Annotated in this window: 9 protein-coding genes; 7 read left to right on the top strand and 2 right to left on the bottom strand. The window is 40.1% G+C overall.

From position 1 onward, the window contains the following. Nucleotides 1-45 precede the first annotated feature (45 nt). Both Cop2CBH44_RS02080 and Cop2CBH44_RS02085 read left to right on the top strand, forming a co-directional pair. Nucleotides 46-1,140: an NAD(P)H-dependent flavin oxidoreductase gene (locus Cop2CBH44_RS02080; protein WP_200755455.1), complete on the top strand. Its 1,095-nt coding sequence runs from the start codon at nt 46-48 to the stop codon at nt 1,138-1,140. A 192-nt stretch (nt 1,141-1,332) separates the two neighbouring features. Beyond that, nucleotides 1,333-2,997: a putative transporter gene (locus Cop2CBH44_RS02085; RefSeq protein WP_200755456.1), complete on the top strand. Its 1,665-nt coding sequence runs from the start codon at nt 1,333-1,335 to the stop codon at nt 2,995-2,997. 134 nt (nt 2,998-3,131) lie between these two features. Here Cop2CBH44_RS02085 and Cop2CBH44_RS02090 read toward each other — a convergent pair whose 3' ends face one another. Both Cop2CBH44_RS02090 and Cop2CBH44_RS02095 read right to left on the bottom strand, forming a co-directional pair. After that, a complete protein-coding gene (locus Cop2CBH44_RS02090; RefSeq protein ID WP_200755457.1) occupies nt 3,132-4,421 on the bottom strand; it encodes a M64 family metallopeptidase in 1,290 nt (429 codons plus the stop codon). 132 nt (nt 4,422-4,553) lie between these two features. Further along, a complete protein-coding gene (locus tag Cop2CBH44_RS02095; RefSeq protein ID WP_200755458.1) occupies nt 4,554-8,648 on the bottom strand; it encodes a two-component regulator propeller domain-containing protein in 4,095 nt (1,364 codons plus the stop codon). 319 nt (nt 8,649-8,967) lie between these two features. On the opposite strand from Cop2CBH44_RS02095, the gene Cop2CBH44_RS02100 reads away from it, so the two are divergent. The 5 genes from Cop2CBH44_RS02100 to Cop2CBH44_RS02120 all read left to right on the top strand — a co-directional run bounded on the left by Cop2CBH44_RS02100 (nt 8,968) and on the right by Cop2CBH44_RS02120 (nt 18,372). Beyond that, on the top strand, nt 8,968-10,947 hold the full coding sequence (locus tag Cop2CBH44_RS02100) for a sialate O-acetylesterase (RefSeq protein ID WP_021930668.1): 1,980 nt from the start codon (nt 8,968-8,970) through the stop codon (nt 10,945-10,947). Between the two features lie 72 nt (nt 10,948-11,019). Beyond that, entirely contained in the window at nt 11,020-12,915 is a 1,896-nt protein-coding gene (locus Cop2CBH44_RS02105) for a heparinase II/III domain-containing protein (RefSeq protein WP_200755459.1), read from the top strand. A 17-nt stretch (nt 12,916-12,932) separates the two neighbouring features. Beyond that, entirely contained in the window at nt 12,933-14,324 is a 1,392-nt protein-coding gene (locus Cop2CBH44_RS02110; RefSeq protein WP_200755460.1) for a glycoside hydrolase family 140 protein, read from the top strand. A 68-nt stretch (nt 14,325-14,392) separates the two neighbouring features. Beyond that, nucleotides 14,393-14,959 (top strand): DUF4468 domain-containing protein, encoded by a 567-nt coding sequence (locus Cop2CBH44_RS02115; RefSeq protein WP_021929848.1) that lies wholly within the window; start codon nt 14,393-14,395, stop codon nt 14,957-14,959. 89 nt (nt 14,960-15,048) lie between these two features. Further along, nucleotides 15,049-18,372, top strand: a complete 3,324-nt coding sequence (locus tag Cop2CBH44_RS02120; protein WP_200755461.1) for a DUF5107 domain-containing protein — start codon at nt 15,049-15,051, stop codon at nt 18,370-18,372. The last annotated feature ends 101 nt before the right edge of the window (nt 18,373-18,473 follow it).

Consider the following 18,473-nt stretch of genomic DNA (forward strand, 5'->3'; position numbering starts at 1 on the left):
TATTACCGGTTATGCCATTATTATATAATATCAAAAACAAAAACAATGAAATCTTTTTACATAGGTAATCTTGAAATAAAGCTACCGGTCATACAAGGAGGAATGGGAGTAGGAATATCTCTTTCTGGTTTAGCATCAGCTGTTGCAAACGAAGGGGGTGTCGGTGTAATCTCTTGTGCCGGATTGGGTCTGTTGTATCCTGAATTATCGACAGATTATTTTAAAAACAGCATATTAGGCCTTCGTGAAGAATTGCGAAAAGCTAAAGAAAAAACCCGAGGAGTAATTGGTGTGAACATAATGGTCGCACTGAGCAATTTCTCGGACATGGTGCGGACGGCCATCGCAGAGAAAGCTGATATTATTTTTTCAGGAGCAGGACTCCCGTTGGATTTACCTTCTTATCTCGATAACGAAAGTACGACAAAATTGGTACCCATCGTATCTTCATCACGAGCTGCCGGACTTATTTGTGAGAAGTGGAAACACAATTATAATTATTTGCCCGATGCGATTGTCGTAGAAGGCCCAAAAGCCGGAGGGCATTTAGGATATAAGAACAATCAGATTGGAGATGAAAGCTATTCGCTTGAACACATCGTTCCGGAAGTAGTCCGGGTTGTGAAAAAATATGAGGACGAGAACCATTGCCAGATACCGGTAATCGCAGCAGGAGGATTACATACCAGCAAGGATATTTATCGGTTGATGAATTTGGGTGCTGCTGCCGTACAAATGGGGAGTATATTTGTAACCACAGAGGAATGTGATGCTTCATTGGCATTTAAGCAGACATATATCGATGCATCGGAAAAAGACATAGAGATTATAACCAGTCCGGTAGGTATGCCGGGGAGAGCAATCTCCGGAGAATTTATAAAAAGCGTAAAATCAGGACGGGAAAGACCCTCCAGATGTTCTTTCCACTGTATCCGCACCTGCGATTATACCAAGAGCCCTTATTGCATAATCAAGGCTTTGTACAATGCTGCTAAAGGAAATATGAAAAAGGGATATGCTTTTGCCGGAGCTAATGCTTTTTTAGCAAAAAAAATAACAACAGTAAAAGAAACGATAGATTTGCTGAAACTCGAATTTCAGAAAGCAGTAAAAAAAGAAGGTAAAAAAAACAAAAAATAAACCCGACCGAATTACTTTCATGGGAAAATTTAGACGACCGGTTATATCTGTATATGTCAGATGTAGCCGGTTTGTTTCTCGTATCCATCTGCCGTTTTTATCCTGTATGAAGTATAGTTTTTTGAAAGAATATGCAAAATTAAAGCAGTTTCTTATATCTTTGCCCAGCATTTCGAAAACGAGGATAAAAACATGAGTTGGTTCGACAGTTTATTTCTGGATAATACCTCCATGCAAGCAGTTGTCATTATCTCATTGATTTCGGCATTGGGGTTAGCGTTGGGAAAAATACGTATTGCAGGGATTTCATTAGGTGTCACATTTGTATTCTTTATAGGCATTTTAGCCGGACATTTAGGATTATCGGTCGATCCTAAAATGTTGAACTATGCCGAAAGCTTTGGTTTGATAATATTTGTATATGCGTTGGGTCTGCAAGTCGGTCCCGGTTTTTTCAGCCTTTTCAGGAAAGGAGGAATAACACTGAATACATTAGCATTGGGAGTATTGTTTTTAGGTACGGTTATGACACTGATGTTTCATTTTATACTCGATGTGCCACTATCCGATATGGTCGGTATTCTATGCGGAGCTACGACCAATACCCCCGCTTTAGGAGCGGCACAGCAGACACTGATACAAAGAGGTCTTCCGGCAAGCGGTGCTGCATTGAGCTGTGCCGTTACATATCCGCTGGGAGTATTGGGTGTTATTCTGGCCATATTCGTCATCCGCAAATTATTTGTTACACCTAAAGATTTGGTAGCAGCCGATTCAGAACATAATAAGCCGGTATACATTACAGAGTTTCAAGTCCATAATCCGGGGATATTCGGGAAGACAGTAAAAGAAGTAGCACATAGTAGTACAAAAAAATTCGTTATTTCCCGGCTATGGAGAGACGGGCGGGTATGTATTCCCACTTCCGAGACTGTATTGAAAGACAAAGACCATCTGTTGGTAATTACCACGTCGGAAAACGATGTCGATGCTCTTACCATATTGTTTGGAGAACATGAAGCAAAAGACTGGAATAAAAAAGATATCGACTGGAACGCGATAGATAGCCAACTCATATCCCAACGTATCGTTGTGACCCGGCCGGAAATTAACGGGAAAAAATTAAGTTCATTACGTTTGAGAAATCACTACGGTATCAATATCAGTCGGGTATACCGTTCGGGAGTGCAATTATTGGCGACACCCGATTTGGTTTTGCAGATGGGTGACCGTCTGACCGTAGTAGGCGAAGCCGCAGCCATACAAAACGTAGAGTCGGTTTTAGGAAATGCGGTAAAAAGCCTGAGCGAGCCCAATTTAGTAGCTGTTTTCGTCGGTATCGTACTGGGGTTGGCTTTGGGAGCATTGCCCATAACCTTCCCGGGAATGGCAACACCGGTTAAGCTCGGTATAGCCGGAGGCCCTATTATTGTAGGGATTCTCATTGGTAGCTTTGGACCACGTTTGCACATGATTACCTATACGACACGTAGCGCCAATCTGATGTTGAGGGCAATGGGATTGTCCATGTATCTCGCCTGTTTGGGACTTGATGCCGGCCGTAACTTTTTCGATACCGTTTTTCGTCCCGAAGGTCTATTGTGGATAGGTTTGGGATTTGCCATTACATTTGTTCCGATTGTCATAATGGGGCTTGTTGCCATGAAAGTAAATCACCTTGATTTTGGTTCCGTTTCAGGGATGATGTGCGGGAGTATGGCCAATCCGATGGCTCTGAATTATGCCAATGATACGATTCCGGGAGACAATCCCGCTGTTTCATATGCTACGGTATATCCTCTATGTATGTTTTTAAGAGTGATTATAGCACAAATGCTGATTTTGTTTTTCGTTTAGGAATACAATTTATTGCTGATATTTCTTTGTAAGAATAAGGGGAAGAATATAATATCCCTACTGCTTTCGAAACATTCGTTCAGAACAGCCTGTCCCGAAACCTTGTCGATAGCCGCATAGTACTTTAAAAAAATTTATTCTGCTTCGGTATAAAACAAAATAAGCTTTTCGAGAGCTTGTTGACAGACCGGGCAGAAACGGGAAGCATTATTCTCTTTCATGCGACAAGAAGGAGAGCCCCGATAGATACCTTTTCCGGAATATCCGGCACCCTCATATACGCCTGGTTCATACCGTCCTGTACAATCATCTGGAGCAGGGGTAGGGACAGAGGTTCCCTTTTTCAGCATCTTTTCCCATTTAGAGGAAAAGTCTTTCAATGTAGTTATATTTTGTTCCCAAGGTTCAGCATCCAATGGATAAATATCGGGAGTCGTATCACCGTCGTAGTAATATTCATCGGCGAGCCCTCCGAAACTGTGTCCGAATTCATGCACTACCACCGGAGCAAACATGTTATGGCGCGATGTAGTGAGAGTAAAAGCATTATATATGCCTCCACCACCATATTCCGGAGTATTGGCCAGTATGATGATATGCTCGTAAGGGATACCGGCCAAAGCATCATGTATGGCCTTCACTTTGCTCGATGTCAAATAACGTTGCGAATAAAATGTATCGAAATGAGAGCCGAAGGCCGTTTGTTTCCAAATCTTGTCATGCGGTATACTCACTCCGCTGTCCGTCGATTCACTGGCAACCGCAACAACATTGAAGTGCTTTTTCATCTTCTTGAAAGGTTCATGGTCAAACAAGCTTTCACAAGCCTTTTCCGCATCGTTGTAAAACAGCTCTGTCTCGTCTCTGTCATAACCTTCAGCCAATATGGCAATATCTATACACTCTTGATAATCTCCGCTTTTCAGCAAATATTTATATGGAGAGACATGCTCATTCCCTTTTTCTTGGATAAGTATATCTGATGGAGTTACAAGATGCTGGAAAGATGCCGTGACTTTTCCGTAACCGTCGGTGAGAGTGACTGTTATCTGGACAGGGTTTATTGGAAAAGGCAAGAGGTAGGAATATTCGAACCCTTTGGAAACTTGCTTTGCCTCATCGGTGCAAATCCATTCGTGGAAGAGGGTAGAAAATGAAGTTCGATAAATAATCTTGTTGCTTTCGGTATCCCTCATTTCTATTTGACCGTTTCCTCTCAATGGCAGTTTATCCAGATGATATCGGCGTCCGGCCCATTGGGGTAGAGAACAGACATTATCCAAAAATATTTCCTGCTTTTGGGCGTTCCCGGCGAAAATATAATCGATACGCAGAGATTTATCTATGAAATATGAATCAAAATTTTGTCCATAGGAAATAAAAAATATAGAAATAGCGAAAACAAGAATAATATTTCTTTTCATATACAGACGTTTTTGGAATAGCTGACAATTATGAGTCATTGATGCCGCTTTGCAGGCGACGAGCAACCATCTTTTGTGCTGCAAATATAACCAATTTTTATTTCCCTGTATTTAATACTTTTCGTCATATTATTATTCCTCGCCAGTATATCCTTTCGTTTTATTTTCCCTATATTCCGAAGGAGTCATGCCATATGTTTTTTTAAAGCTGTTTACAAAATAAGAACGGTTATTGAAACCCGTACTATCCATAACTTCGGAAATACGTATATTCTTTTTATGAAGTAAAGACTCGGCAACACTCAGCCGATACAATTTCACATATTCTTTTACAGAAAAACCACTTAAGGCCGAAACTTTTCGGTAAAGCTGAGACCTGCTGATGTACAATTCTTTGGCAATAAGGTCCACATCGAGTTCCGGATTAGTGATATTATCGTTGATAAATTTGTTTAAAGTCGAAAGGAAAGCATCATTTGACGTATTGGAAGAATTATCTTCCAATACATTGTCATATATGGCCTCTTGCTTGAATTTTTTCCGTATTTCTCTTTCTCGATTTAGGATATTTTCCATCTTTATCTCCAAAAGCTTTATATTGAATGGCTTGGTGATAAAGTCATCTGCTCCATAAGAGTAAGCGTCTATTTGGCTCTCTTCAGAAGTGTATGCAGTAAGGAGGATAACCGGGATATGATTGGTAAGTTCGTTCCCTTTGATTCTTTTAGTTAGCTCTATACCATCCATGACAGGCATATTTATATCACATAAAATAATATTTGGAATAGAGCGGATGGCCTTTTTCAGTCCCTCCTCTCCGTTTTTGGCAGAGATGACTTCAAACTTAAGTTGGAGACTGTTTTTGATGTACATAATGATTTCTTTGTTGTCATCTACGACCAATATGAGAGGTTTATCCGAGTCAGAAGATATTTCCATTGGGTTATCTCCGGTGGCAGTGTCAGGAGATAGCATGTCGTCCGGATTCATCTGTACTACATAGTTTTCTATAGTTTGGTTTACAAGCTGCTCTTTCATTAGGTGGCTATTCCCTAAGGGAAGGGAGAATGCAAATTCAGAGCCTTTCCCCGGTTCGCTATCGACGGTGATTTTTCCATGGTGTAGCAATACAAGATTTCTTACCAGAGACAAGCCTATTCCGGTACCTTCTGTTTTTGAAGACTGTATTTGGTAGAATCGGTCGAATATGTTGTTCTGTTTATCTTTGGCAATACCTATTCCGGTGTCTTTGACTGTAACGATTATTGCTTCGATTGTTTTCGTAATTGATTTTTTGAATATACCGAATTTTTTCTTTATGATTTGTTCTTGTTGATATCCTTTACGAATATAAACTGTAATTTTGCCACCTTGCGGAGTGAATTTCAAAGCGTTTGTGAGCAGATTGAACATTATCTTTTCAAACATGTCCAAGTCAAACCATACAAGGCAAGCCTCTGTTTCAGGTTCGAAAATCAAGTCAATACCCTTTTGGCGAGCTATATCGCTAAAGGTGTTGACGATTTCACGGCAGCAAATGACAATGTTATTTTCAGATGCTTTCAATTGCAGGGTTCCCGTTTCTGTCTTTCTAAATTCCAACAACTGGTTTATCAATAATAACAACCGATTGGTATTTTGGGATATGGAAGAAAGAGTCTTTTTTCTATGACTGTCTGTTTCACTACTCAATAGTTGTTGCAGGGGACCGAGAATCAGGGTCAATGGAGTCCTGAATTCATGGGATATATTCATGAAAAACTGGATTTTGGCATTATAAATTTCTTTCTCCTTTTTCTGCTCCAGCATGCTTTGTTCCAGTTTGCTTTTTTCAATGACCTGTATGATAGTATATCTTCTGAAAAAATAAAGGATTAGCACGATAATCAATCCATATGCCAGATAGGCATATATAGTATTGTAAAATGGAGGTGTAATGATGATTTGCAATGTCTTTTCCGGCCCGTTGCTTTGTCCGTCGCTGCTCAAGGCTTTGACCCGGAAAATATATTTTCCGGGCGGTACTTTCGTGTAATACGCTGTTTTTCGGTTTTCCGCTACAGTCCATTCCTTGTCAAAACCTTCCAGCTTATATGAATATATAAGTTGACTGGGCGAAACAAAATCTATAGCGACAAAATTTATACTGAAAAAATTCTGTTTATAATTAAGTTTTATTTTCTGGGCCTGATTGATGTTGGTATTCAGGGGTGAGTCTTTTTCTCCGGGAATAAGAGGTGTATTGAATAATACGAACGATTGCAGAATTACAGGAGGTACAACAACATTATCCTGCAATCTTTCAGGATTTACCGAGAATACTCCATTTTCCACACCTACATATAAATAGCCGTTGTTATCTCTGGATATGGAAGATATATTTCTTTTTTTTATCTCTGCAATACAGGACGAACTGAGTAGCTTGTTTTGTTCCGGATTGTATATATACATGTCATTTTGAGATAATATCCATAGAAAACCGTTTTTGTCGGTTACAGCCTGGAGCAGTCGTTTTTCTTTTAGTGGAGCAAAAGTTATGAAGCGATATTCCGAGGGAATAAATTCCTGTAATCCCAAGTCGCTCAATACCCATATTCTCCCTTTGTCATCTTGTATAATTTGATTTACCGAATTGGATATTAATGAATTAGGATTGTTATCTTCATGTACAAAACGTTTTATCATGCCATTTTTTACATTGATTTGGGCTATTCCGTTTTTTGTACCCGCATATACCATATATTCGTTTACAGGAAGTACAGAATTGATTCTGTTATCGTTAATGGAATTACTGTCTTTTGGATTTGTAAAATAACTTGTAAATTTTTTGTTGTTTGGATTGAAGCGGAATAGTCCCATTCTCGTGCCTATCCAGATGATGCCTGTTGCATCCTTTTGCATATTCCATATCTGATTGCTTTTTAGATAATTATCTTCTTTTCTATCAGAAAAATAATCATATTTCTTTTTCTTCTTGTCAAGAATATTCAGTCCCGACATGGTCCCTACCCAAATAGTTCCATTATTGTCTTCACATAGAGACAATACCTGGTTATTAAGTTTCTCTTGAGGTATATTACCGATGCTGTAATAGTATTCCTCTTGTTTTGCCGTTGTTATTTTTTTTATCCCATTTTCAGTACCTATCCATAGATTATTGTTTTGGTCAGTCAGAGTACTCTTTACTAATGGAGGGATTTCGTGAGGTAAGTTATATTGTATTTTAGAATTGATATTCCAAAAACGTGTCGTTTCATTTTGTAATATGCACTTGCTTATCCCCTTTGCACCACCTACCCACAAAATATGATCTTTGTCCACCGTTGCACATACCAAGGAATTGAAGTCGATATCTTGTTTCGGGTTTTTATGTTTAGACAAGAATAAAGTTTCTTGGGTGTTTTGATTGTATTTTACCAAGCCCGATTCCCAGCTGGCAATCCATATTATAGAGTCGTGTATAGCTATGGAAATATTTCCTTCCGTGTTTACTTTCTTGACAAAAGCATCTTGTTCCCGATTATATTTTAGTAGTCCGTTAGAGGTGGTCAACCATATATTTCCCGATAGGTCGGTGGTCAAATTCAACTGTAACTCGTCATTTAAATAATGCTTGTTTCTCTCGGTTTTATAAGATTTGCTTTTCCCGTTTTTCAGATTGTATCTGATAGCATATTCTTGATAGGTAAACCATAAGTGATTGTCCCTGTCTATGGTTATGTCATGAATTCTTTCATTTTTTAGCGGACCGATATTTAATATATAACTACTTTTATTTCTTTTATCATAGACAATAATCCCTTGGTCGGTAGCTGCGTAGAGAAAGTGTCCTTTATGCAATGTTTTTTGTACAAAACAAGACATATGATTGGGCATTTTTATGGTAGTTATTTTTTGAGTATTGTAGTCGAATACACAGATGCCTTCATCTGTCGATATCCATATATTATGTTTATCGTCTTCTGTGATGTGATTGACAAAATTAGAACATATAGCTTTATTATTTAATGTACTGCTATAAAAATGCTCGAACGAATATCCGTCAAATCTGTTTAATCCATAGGACGTACCTATCCAAAGATATCCGTAGCTGTCTCGAAATATACTGTTGACGAAGTTTTCCGAAAGCCCGTCTTTGGTAGTATAGTTTACTATACTTATATGTTGGGCTTCGTTATGAATAAATGGAAAAAGTAGCAATAAAAATTGCAATAATATTTTTTTCATAGTGTTTTTATAGTATAAAATTTGATTTTTCAAAAAATTGCTTCTGGAGTGGAAATTCGAAGTAAATATAGATGCTTATTTTATAAATAGCAATATTTATTTAAGGAAATTTGATATAGAGAAATTATTTAATATACTATGAAAAATAATTTTTATTTGTCGAATTTGTCTATTATTCAATATTTTTTCAATTTTTACGTTTAAATAATTGTTTTCTGATTGATATATTTGAATACATTTTGGGAACGATTGAATACATGAAAAAAACATGTGAACCTTAAATTTGTAATTTAATTGATGTGTTGATTTTTTTAATATCATGAGAAAGTTATCTATTTGTATTTTTTCTTTATTGTGTGCTCTTTGTGTGAATGTATTAGAGATGGGAGCAAAAGTCACTTTCCCGGTAATATTCGGGGATAATATGGTTTTGCAGCAAAATGCCGAAGTCCCTTTCTGGGGAAAGGCTGCACCCGGAAAAACGGTGAAAGTGAAAACGTCATGGAATGGCGAAACGTATAAGACTGTTGCCGAAAAAGACGGTAGCTGGAAGGTAACATTACAAACCTCATCTTATGGAGGACCGTATGATATAAATGTTTCTGATGGGAAATCAGTAACATTTCACAATGTAATGCTGGGAGAGGTATGGTTGTGTTCAGGACAGTCCAATATGGAAATGCCGTTGGCAGGTTGGGGCAGGATTGATAATTACGAGCAGGAGATTGCGAATGCTCATTATCCGGACATTCGATTGTTTCAGGTCAGCAGGGAAACGGCATATTCTCCTCAATATGATTGCAAAGCCACAGGATGGAATCCCTGTTCTCCTACTACAATTCCCGATTTTTCTGCTACAGCTTATTTCTTTGCACGTAATCTGTATGAGAAATATCATATTCCGATTGGACTTATTCATTCATCATGGGGAGGTACATTTGCCGAAGCCTGGACCAGTACGACTGCTTTGAAAAATATTCCGGCATTTAAAGAGTCGGCTACCCACATTGAAAATATATCAGCCGAAGTGGCCGAAATGAGAAAAAATTATGCTGTAGAGAAAAAAGCATGGGACGAAAAATTTGAATCCAGTGATAGAGGAATGGCAAAAGAAAAATGGTTTCACCCTTCTTATAATGATAACGATTGGAAACAAATGAATCTACCCGGTTTATGGGAAGAAAAAGAACTACCGGGATTTGATGGTTTAGTGTGGTTCAGAAAGCAGATAGATGTTCCGGCTTCTTGGAAAGGAAAAGACTTGTGCCTTTCACTGGGTAATATAGACGATGATGATATCACTTATTTCAATGGAGTAGAAGTGGGACGAAGTAAATATGGAACATCTCGTTTATATAACATCCCTGCAAAATTAGTAAAAGAAAAAGGTAACGTCGTAGCGGTAAGAGTATTGGACTCAGGGGGCAATGGAGGTTTTTATGGCGAGTCCGTAAGCATGAAGTTATCTTTGTCTGACAATAACTTTATCTCATTGGCAGGAGAGTGGAAGTACAATATAAGTATCGATATGAAAAAGTTCGACCCCATGCCGCAAGATTATAGCGATCCGTTTCATCCGGGAGTATTGTTCAACGCTATGATACATCCGCTTATCCCATATACCATTCGGGGAGTTATTTGGTATCAGGGAGAAGCAAATGCAGGAAGAGCTTATCAATATCGCGATTTGTTACCGGTCTTGATTCAAGATTGGCGCCGTCGTTGGAATTCCGATTTCCCTTTCTATATTGTTCAGTTGGCGGCATTTATGGATACAAAAGAAAATCCGGAGGAGTCCGATTGGGCAGAGCTTAGAGAAGCTCAGCTGAAAACCCTCAGTCTCGAAAATACAGGCCTGGCAGTAGCGATAGATATTGGTGACGCAAAAGATATACATCCCAAGAATAAGCAAGAAGTCGGTCGTCGTCTGGCTTTGATTGCCATGGCCGATACCTACGGCGATAAGATAGAGTACTCGGGTCCCTTGTACGATTCTTACCGGATAGAAAGCGATACGATACGCATTCGTTTTACTCATGCCGAGAGCGGGTTGAAAACACCTGACGGCTCCGAGCTGAAAGGCTTTGCCATTGCAGGACCCGATCACAAATTTTATTGGGCAGAAGCTCGTATCGAAGGAAAGGAGGTAATGGTGTACAGTCCACATGTAAAAATGCCTGTTGCCGTACGGTATGCGTGGGCCTATAATCCGATATGCAATTTATATAATGGGGAGGGATTGCCTGCATCTCCTTTCCGTACCGACGACTGGGACGGATGGACTCGCGGAAAAAAATGAAGCTGAAGGGAGATAAAGTTCTTCCTTCGGAGAAAATATAATTGAGTATAAGGGTTATATATATAATTATTCATGAGAAAGAAATGGTTGACCTCAGTATTGTTGGGGATAGTGGTGATTTTTAGCGGCTTTTCCCAGTCCGGGATAAGCAAGAAATTAGATACACTGCCTTCTCATCCGCGGCTACTTATGCAACAAGGAGAAGAAAAAGCGTTGATGGAAAAGATAAACAAGTCTGCAACATGGCGTCAAATCCATGAGTCCATTATATCAGCCGGAGACGATTTGTTGACACGTCCCCCGTTAGAAAGGAAAAAAATAGGCATGCGGCTGTTGGATGTCTCCCGGGAATCCCTTCGCCGCATCTTCTTTTTATCCTACTCCTACCGGATGACAGGAGAAGAGAAATATCTGCAGCGCGCAGAAAAAGAACTGATAGCAGTTTGTCGTTTTACAGACTGGAACCCGTCCCATTTTCTGGACGTGGCCGAAATGACCCTGGGAGTCTCCATCGGTTACGACTGGCTGTACAAGGAATTACCGGAAGACTCCAAAAAAATCATACGAGCAGCCATTCGTGACAAAGGTCTGCGGCCCTCATTCGATGAATCGTACAATTGGTTTCTGAAAACGGAAAACAATTGGAACCAGGTATGCAACGCCGGTATGACCTTCGGAGCCTTGGCCACCTATGAAGAAGACAAAGAATGGAATAAAAACATCATTCTCCGGGCGTTACGCTCCTTGCCCCTCGCCATGAAAGAATACGAACCCGACGGAGCCTATCCCGAAGGATACTCCTATTGGGAATACGGGACCACCAACAACGTCCTGATGCTGGACGCATTGAACAAGGTCTTGGGAGAAGACATCACCGGAAGCTTGGGACGAAACTTCATACAAACAGCCGGTTTCTATCAACATATGGCAGGCCCTTTGGGACGGAGCTTCAACTATTCCGACTGCGGAGAAGAAGCCGGCTTGGCTCCAGCCATGTTCTGGTTTGCCGATAAGAAAAAAGACCCGTCCTTGCTGTGGACAGAAAAAAACTATTTGTCAGAAGCCCATCGGGAATACAATACCGCCAACCGTTATTTACCCCTGGCATTACTGTGGGGAGCCGATGTAAATATAGACAGCATTACCCCACCGCACGCACTCATGTGGACCGGTCGAGGAAGAACCCCTGTTTCCATGATGCGAACGAGCTGGACTTCCCCCGAAGCCATATACGTGGCCATCAAAGGCGGCAGCCCGTCAAGCAACCATGCCCACATGGATATCGGCAGCTTTGTCATGGATGCAGGCGGAGTCCGCTGGGCCATGGACCTGGGCAAACAAGATTACGAATCATTGGAATCCCGGAACATCAATCTCTGGTCCATGACACAGGAATCGAGTCGCTGGCAAGTCTACCGATACAACAATTACTCCCATAATACCCTGACCATCAACAATGAGTTACAGCAAGTATCGGGCTATGCCCCGATAGAGCACACCACCCATGACACAACATTTATGAGTGCCGTATGTGATTTGTCATCCGTTTACGCAACCACCGTATCCTCCTGCAGAAGAGGCATTGCCCTGGTAGATAAAAAATATGTCATGGTTCGCGACGAAATCTCGGCACCTGCAGATACACCCTCCACCATAAGATGGACGATGCTGACGCCCGCCAAAGTAAAAAAGATAAAAAAAGACCGGATAGAACTGGAACAATCCGGGAAGAAACTCACCCTGAAAGTCGTCGGCAAATATCCTGTACGGTTACAGACATGGGACACCCGTTCCCCAAATGCCTATGACGCCTCTAATGCAGGCACAGTCAAAGTAGGCTTTGAGAGTGAAGTTCCGGCCGGAGCAACCGGACACTTTACCGTATATCTATTGCCCGAGGGGAGTACCTATGATTCAGGAAAAAATATGCCGTTATCACAATGGACTGAAAATATAACCGATAACTAATTATAAAAAATATTGAAATGAATATAAAGTATATCATAGGATGCATAATATGGTTTGCCGGGATTTTCCTTTGTGATGTATATGTACAAGAAGATGTCTGGAGAGGGAAATCCGTAAATTTCAAACATGGGAAATTGCAAGTTTCTCAGAACCGGCGCTATCTTGTACATGAAGATGGTACCCCCTTTGTCTACATCGGAGATACGGCATGGGAACTTTTCCATCGGCTGAATGAAGAAGAAGTAGAAGAATATTTGGAAAATCGTCGAGCCAAAGGTTTTACGGTAATTCAGGCTGTAATACTGGCAGAATATGGCGGACTGACAGTCCCCGATATGAATGGGAACCTCCCGTTGATAAATAATAATCCCGATACACCGAATGAGAGCTATTTCAAGTGGGTAGACAAGGTAATACGTATGGCCGGGAAGAAAGGGTTATATATAGGATTGTTACCTACTTGGGGTGATAAAGTAAATAATAAGCAATGGGGAATAGGCCCCGTTATCTTTAATCCCGATAACGCTTTCCGGTATGGAAAGTGGCTGGGTGAGAGGTATCGGAACTTCAAAAATATAATTTGGATAAATGGGGGAGACCGTTTGGGGGGCGGTGAGAATTTTCCGGTTTGGGATGCTCTCGGTAAAGGATTGCGGACATCAGATAAAAATCATTTGATAACGTTTCATCCTCAAGGAGAGTGTTCATCTTCCCAGTGGTTCCATACTTCCGAATGGCTCGATTTTAACATGGCACAGACAGGCCATTCTCAAATGGACTATTCGATTTTTGAAAAAATTATAGTCAGGGATTATCAGCTTGTCCCGGTGAAACCTTGTATCGACGGAGAACCTCGGTATGAGAATCATCCGATTTGCTGGAAACCAGAAGAGTATGGATGGTTCGATGATGTGGACGTGCGTCAAGCAATGTATTGGAGCCTGTTGTCGGGAGCTTTTGGACACACGTACGGATGTCACGACATTTGGCAGATGTTAACACCGGAGAGAGAACCGATAAGCTTTGCACGTGGAGGTTCGTGGAAAAAATCGATGAATTTACCCGGAGCTTTTGATTTGATACATGCTCGTCGTTTAATGGAAAGATTCGATTGGGATTCCCGTACTCCCGACCAGAGTATGATAGTATCCGGAAATACATCCCCGAAACATAAGATTGTTGCTTTGAGGGGAGAAGGATTTGCTTGGATATACTTTCCGAATGGAGAAAAAGGACAAATAAATTTCAATAAGGCCGGTGATGTACAGCGAATGAAATTGAGTTGGTTAAATCCTCGTACAGGAGAATGGTCCGATGCAGCACCTGTCGGGACATCTGGTATACAAACAATCATCCCTCCTTCATCAGGTAGGGGAAACGACTGGTTGTTGATAGCAGAAACTCGATGATATAATAACCGATATTCAAATTTTATTGATATATTAGAAGCGAAATTTGATTTTAAATTATGTTTTATATGAAAAAGTGGATGCTTTTTATTGTGCTTGTTCCTTTGTTTGCTTTTGCACAAGGTGGTGATGAGATGAAATTTGACAAGATTCCGGTGGATGAAAGTGGAAAAGTCGTTTTTGCCGATACGATTTTAACTTCTTCAGATAAAGAAAAAATCAGGAATATGATTTATTATTGGGTGAATACGGCTGAGACACAAGAACGTCATATCGAAGATGTCAAAAGTGACTATGAAACAGGAACTTTTTCATGTGAAATAAACGATTATCTATATATCGTGAGGTCTACATGGCTGACATTTTCACTATACATGAAATATACACTCAGTTTTGAATATCAAAATAATTTATGTATCGTCAAACTCCATGACATTAGCTATATCGAGCCGAGTGAATTTGAAAAAAACAAAAATAAAGATATGAGTGGTGCCATGATTTCAGGAGAACTGCCGTTGGTCGAAAAAAAGTACAAGCCGGCATTTGTAAAAGACGCTTCTGAAAAAATTATAGATAGCACATTGAAAAATGTAAATACCTTGTTTTATTCGATACGGAAGCAGTTTGACCTGTAAATAAGATATTATATTATACATTAAAGAGATAATAGTGTACATCTCGACATAGGTAATCTGTTACTTTTGATATACAAAAAACAATTACCATGAAACGATTACGATTTACATTATTTTTATTTTTAGAGTGTATCCTAAGCGGAGGGGCGGTTTTTTCGCAAAAACAAGTAATATTGGAAGAGAGACCGTTGGTATTACCTACTTATGATGTTGCCCCGGCCGATCCTAATCCGTACTTTTTTACAGGTCGCACATATCAGGGAGCACAAGGGCATGTATACCCTTATCCGATGTATGATGTCATGACCGACCATCGGCATGACCAGACATATCGTTCTGTGATTTTGGAGAACCAATATACACAGTTATGTGCGATGCCCGAGTTAGGAGGACGTATTTTATGGGCTTTTGACAAGGCCACGAATTATGATTTCTTTTATCGCCAGCATGTGGTAAAGCCCGCCCTCATTGGGATGATTGGTGCTTGGATGTCGGGAGGAGTGGAATGGAACATCCCGCACCATCATCGGGCTTCCTCTCAATTACCGGTCGATTATCGTATGGTGGACAATGCCGACGGAAGTAAAACACTTTGGATAGGAGAGACGGAATTGCGTCATCGTCTGAAATGGGAAGTCGGTCTTACATTGTTTCCCGATAAGTCATATATAGAGGCCACTGTCAATATATTCAATCAGACACCTTATATCCAATCATTCCTTTATTGGGCGAATGTATCGGTACATTGTAATAAAGATTATCAAGTGATATTCCCTCCGAAAACCCAGTTCGGAGTCCAACATGCCAAGAACGAATTTGTCGACTGGCCCGTAGGCAAAAGCCATTACGGAGGATTGGATCGTACCGGAGTCGATTTGAGTTGGTGGAAAAATCATCCCAATTCAGCATCTATTTTTGCATGGAATTTTGACGATGACTTTTTGGGCGGATATGACTATGGAAAAGATGCCGGAACCGTACACGTAGCCAATCATCACGTTGTGGGGGGAAAGAAATTCTTCTTGTGGGGAAATAACAAAGAAGCCGAAATGTGGAACAAAATGTTGACGGAAATCGATGGAGATTATCTGGAACTGATGGTTGGTGCATTTTCAGATAACCAGCCCGATTATAGTTGGATAGCTCCCGGTGAAACAAAAACGTTTAAACAATATTGGTATCCGGCTATAAAAATGGGTGGTATTAAGGCTGCCAATAAAAATGCGGCGTTGAATATCGAGCGTATAGCTACCGATAAGATAAAAATTGCCTTTAATACGACATCTTGTTATCCTCATTCTCTTGCCCGGGTAAAAAATGCTGGAAAAATTATTTTCGAAAAAAGTATCGATATAGACCCGAAAACTCCTTTTGCTGCGGAAGTAAATGTCCCTTCTACTACAAGAGATGAAGATATTTTGGTAGAATTGATAGAAAGCGATGGAACGGAATTGGTGTCGTATCGGAAAGAAGTATTGGAACCTAAAGACCTTCCGGAAACTGTAGAAGTACCTCGTCATCCGTCCGAATATAAAACAATAGAAGAACTCTATAATACAGGATTGCGCATAGAGCAGTTCCACAACGCAACATTGGATGCAATGGATTATTATCGGGAAGCCTTGAAGCGTGATTCGATGGATTCGCGTGTCAATACAGTAATCGGTATCCGTTTGGCAAAAGAAGCGAAATTTGCCGAAGCCGAAAAGTATTTAAGCAGAGCTGTTGCCCGGGTTACAAAAAACTATACATCTCCCAAGGATGCCGAATCTCTTTATTATTTAGGTATAGTATTCCAGCAACAAGGAAAATATAAAGAAGCCACAGATTATCTTTGGAAAGCTACATGGCGGAAAGAGTTCCAGACTGCGGCATTCTATGCGCTTTCTCAGATTGCAGCCATTCAAAATGACTATGAAAAAGCCTTGGAAATGGTACAAAACTCTTTGAAAACAAATACTGAAAATCCTTTGGCTTTAGTATCTAAAGCTTATTATTTGCGCAAATTGGGTAAAGTCAGTGAAGCTTCCGCTGTATTATCGGCTTTAGATATTGTCGACAAATTAAATGGTATGGGTAACATTGAAAAGGCATTTTTATCCGGAAGTTTCAGCCGGCAATTATTAAATGAGCAAGGACGTTACATGGGGAATATTTCGCAAAATGTTTTAGAAATGGCGTCTGCTTATGGCAATATGGGTGCATACGATGAAGCTATTTCAATATTAAGTGCGTATTTACAGTCGCAAGAAGACCTACATCCTATGGCTGGCTATTACTTGGGATATTATCAACAGAAAAAAGGAAATATTCAGGCGGCGACAACAGCTTTTGCAAAAGCTGCGGCATTACCCGATAATTATTGTTTCCCCTTTAGAATAGAAGAAGTTGATATACTGAATACTGCTTTGCAAAATAATCCGGCCGATGCTTTTGGACACAATTATTTGGGAAACCTCTATTATTTCTTTAACCGGAAAGAAGAAGCCGTAAGAGAGTGGAAACGTGCTGTCGATATACGACCTTCATTATCCCAGGCATGGCGTAACTTGGGATTTGCACATGAGCGTGACAATGACCTACGTCAGGCTGCGTCCTGTTACGAAAAAGCAATAAAGGAAAATCCGTCCGATCCTCGCTATTTTTATGAGCTGGATTTGATATATGACAAAATTTTAAAACCGGTTAAAGAACGGTTGGCCCTTCTTGAAAAAAATAGGAAAACAGTAGAGAAAAGAGATGATGCTACTGCTCAGCTGGTTAAACTTTATATTATCGCCCAAAAATATAAACCGGCATTGCAAATATTGAAGAATCGTCATTTCCATGTATGGGAAGGAGGGGGAGATATCCATTCGGTATATGTAGATGCATGTTTATTGAGCGGCTTGCAAAAGATGAGTAAAAAGTCTTATAAATCGGCTTTGGAAGATTTTGAAGCTGGAAGCCTTTATCCTGATAACCTTGAAGTGGGAGAACCTGTGCATGGAAGAAGAAATCCTGAAGCCTATTGCCTGATGGGAATGGCCTATGAAAAAATGGGAGATAAAGTAAATGCCGATTCTTGCTACAAGCAGGTGGTTGCTTATCCTCAACGCGGGGTTTCTTCTCTCTATTATTATAGAGCGTTTGCCTGCCAGAAGTTAGGTGAAATTGAAAAAGCAAAAGACTTGTTGGGCAAATTGAAGAAGTATGCGGAAGGCAGGATGAAACAATCGGGAAACATCGATTTCTTTTCAAAATTCGGAGAGTCTTTGGATACTGACAAGCAAAATGCCGAAACTCATTATCTCTTAGGTTTAGTTGCTTTGGGAAATAATGAAAAAAGCATGGCTCAGGCAGAATTTGCTCAGGCACTCAAGCTCAATCCGAGTCATATTTGGGCTCAATATTACTATTCATCTCTGAAGTAAGAGGTGAATAGTAAACCTTATAGCCAAAAAGTAGTCTTATAATTTATTATATATTAGTGATTTGTACGTATGAATACATTTTCGGAACAAGACAAAACATG

This window comes from Coprobacter secundus subsp. similis, from assembly GCF_015097275.1.
GTDB lineage: Bacteria > Bacteroidota > Bacteroidia > Bacteroidales > Coprobacteraceae > Coprobacter > Coprobacter secundus.

Coding starts and splice junctions, on each gene's coding strand:
- Cop2CBH44_RS02105 (WP_200755459.1), top strand. CDS start 11,020: ATGAGAAAGAAATGGTTGACCTCAGTATTGTTGGGGATAGTGGTGATT.
- Cop2CBH44_RS02100 (WP_021930668.1), top strand. CDS start 8,968: ATGAGAAAGTTATCTATTTGTATTTTTTCTTTATTGTGTGCTCTTTGT.
- Cop2CBH44_RS02080 (WP_200755455.1), top strand. CDS start 46: ATGAAATCTTTTTACATAGGTAATCTTGAAATAAAGCTACCGGTCATA.
- Cop2CBH44_RS02085 (WP_200755456.1), top strand. CDS start 1,333: ATGAGTTGGTTCGACAGTTTATTTCTGGATAATACCTCCATGCAAGCA.
- Cop2CBH44_RS02090 (WP_200755457.1), bottom strand. CDS start 4,421: ATGAAAAGAAATATTATTCTTGTTTTCGCTATTTCTATATTTTTTATT.
- Cop2CBH44_RS02110 (WP_200755460.1), top strand. CDS start 12,933: ATGAATATAAAGTATATCATAGGATGCATAATATGGTTTGCCGGGATT.
- Cop2CBH44_RS02095 (WP_200755458.1), bottom strand. CDS start 8,648: ATGAAAAAAATATTATTGCAATTTTTATTGCTACTTTTTCCATTTATT.
- Cop2CBH44_RS02120 (WP_200755461.1), top strand. CDS start 15,049: ATGAAACGATTACGATTTACATTATTTTTATTTTTAGAGTGTATCCTA.
- Cop2CBH44_RS02115 (WP_021929848.1), top strand. CDS start 14,393: ATGAAAAAGTGGATGCTTTTTATTGTGCTTGTTCCTTTGTTTGCTTTT.